This is a genomic window from Myroides sp. LoEW2-1 (genome assembly GCF_009767705.1).
GTDB classification, from domain to species: Bacteria; Bacteroidota; Bacteroidia; order Flavobacteriales; family Flavobacteriaceae; genus Flavobacterium; species Flavobacterium album_A.
This window is the reverse complement of the sequence record NZ_WSPP01000358.1, coordinates 1-2,612: the sequence shown is the minus strand read 5'-3', so window position 1 is coordinate 2,612 and position 2,612 is coordinate 1. Positions and strand designations below refer to the sequence as shown.

The window sequence follows — 2,612 nt, the reverse complement described above, 5'->3', positions numbered from 1 at the left end:
ATTTCCTGCTGAAGGAATTAAGATATAGCTTTATTACAGATTTTGAGTTCTATTTAAAGACTGAAAAAAAGTTTCAACCTAATACTATTATAAAAACAATACAGAGGTTTAGAAGAGTTATTAAAGTAGCTATTGCACAAGAATATTTATTTAAAGATCCTTTCATACTTTATAAACCTCAAAAACAGAAAAAAGAAATAATATACCTAAATCAAGGAGAATTAAAGAAGTTAGAAAACTATAACTTCTCTCAAAAGAGAATAGAAAGAGTAAGAGATATGTTTGTTTTCTGCTGTTATACAGGATTAGCCTACAATGAAATGAATGAGCTAAGTAGAAAACATATTATAGAAGAGTTTGATAATAACTTATGGATTAAAATGACACGTAAAAAAACAAATAAAACTATATCTATTCCTTTACTACCTAGAGCTCTTGAATTATTAAAGAAACTAGAGAATACAAATGAAGAACAAGAAAAGCTCCTGCCAAAAATAAGTAACCAAAGATTTAATTCTTACCTGAAAGAAATAGCTTTTATAGTAGGGATAGATAAATTACTAACTCATCATACTGCTAGAAAGACTTTTGCTACTACAGTTCTACTGTATAATGATGTACCTATAGAGATAGTTTCTAAGCTTCTAGGACATTCTAAAATTACTATGACACAAGAACATTATGGAAAAATAGTTAATACTAAGGTTAGTGAACATATAAATAGACTATCTAGTAAATTAAAATAATAATGTTTATATATTTAACTGTGCCTAATTACTAGGTACAGTTAAACTTATTACTAATGGAAGAACTAATTACACCATTCAATGATTATCCTATTGAATTTAAAGAACTAAATCCTGATGATTTTGAATTTTTTAATGTAGCAGAAAAGATTATTATAACACCTAATGCTGATGGCTATATAAATAGAGAATTACAAAATGCAATAGACCTGAGTACTAAAAATACTGTTGTTGTTAATGCAGGAGTTGGACAAGGTAAAACTTATTCAATTATTCAACTTGTAAAGCAATATTATGAATTAGAGGGATATGTTATATTTATAGCATCACCTTATATGAGCTTAGTACAACAGTATTATGATAAAACTAAAGATTGTGGTATCCCTGAAGGTCAAATTTATAGATATGAAAACATTGGAATAAATAGAGATATTAAACCTGAAGATTCAAAAGTGCATATACTTACTGTAAATGCTCTATTAGGAAATCCAGGTGAAGATGCATTAATTAACTCTCAAGCTAAAAGAGACTATATTAATCAAATGGTAAAGTACTGTGAGGATAACAATAAAAAAGCAGTATTTATATATGATGAGATTCATGATGCTATACATAATTTCAAAGAAGAGTATATTTTTACTTTATGGAAATGGAGAAATGTAATACACAAGAACTTAATTATTAGTGCTACATTTAATGAAGCATCCAAGATAGTAATCAAGTATTTAGCAAATCTTACTGAAAAGAAAATACAACTGATAGAATCTAAAAGAATTCGTATTGTTGAAAAACAAAGTGAATTATACCTTCATTATAATAATAATCAATATTACAATTACAATGATGAAAACATTGTAAATCTTCTAAAATTATTAATTGAACATGAAAAAGATATAGATATACTAAGCTACTCTAAGACTTTAGCAGATAATATTTGTAAAAACACACATGAAGAAAGAAGTATTGGAAATATATTAATTCAAAAATACTCTGAAATACAAAATTGTACAACAGCTTTAGATAATAATCAAAGACCTGATAGAGAAATACCTACAAATAGATATGATCCTTTAAAATGTAATGTTGGTACTAACTTTAAGACAGGAATTAGCATTGAGAAAGAAAATCATGCTTTTATTATTATAATGCCCCCTAAAGGAGCAAAAAGTTTATTCAAAAATAACTATGGTGTATTCACAGATGGTATTAATGCTATTATCCAAGCATTAGCAAGACAAAGAAAAAAAGGAGAAATACATGTAATTTTACCTAGCCCTGATACAATTGATTATTCTACTTTACCTTTTTTTAGTGAACATGATAAAGTAGAAGTATTTAAACAGTTATATACTAATGGAAAAGAAGTGTCAGAAGATAGTGAAAACTTAGTTAAGTACATTTCTATTAATAATCAAAAGAATATTTTAGAAGATTATTATAATGATGTTTATAGAAAGAATGTAGAGGAAGAATTAGAGTTTTTTATTACTAGTGATATTCAACATACTCCTGAGATTAGATTTCCTAGTTTAGAAAGATTTATAATTACTTCAGGTGAAAAATATTTAGTAAACAAATATCCTTTTTTTGGAGGGGATTTATCTTCTTATATAACTTATAGTGCTATTACAAATCAGTTTATTAACTGTAAATTTAAAGGTGTTTTTTATAGTAAAAAAGACTTGATTTTAACTTGGAATAATATTAATCTAGGAATAGAGAAATACTTTGCTGACAATATTGACATTGATTATTATAATGGATTTTTAATTTATCTATCTGATATTGAATTTTATTGTGAGTTAAAAGAAATGCTATTTGTAAACAACAGGATTCTTTTACAAAAAGAAGATGGTACTACAGAAG

Annotated in this window: 2 protein-coding genes; both read left to right on the top strand. The window is 25.9% G+C overall.

Annotated features, from left to right (window positions below; translation table 11 throughout):
* On the top strand, positions 1-746 hold a 746-nt coding region (locus tag GOQ24_RS15950; RefSeq protein ID WP_160340143.1), incomplete at its 5' end, for a site-specific integrase.
* A gap of 56 nt (positions 747-802) precedes the next feature.
* On the top strand, positions 803-2,612 hold a 1,810-nt coding region (locus tag GOQ24_RS15945; protein WP_160340142.1), incomplete at its 3' end, for a DEAD/DEAH box helicase.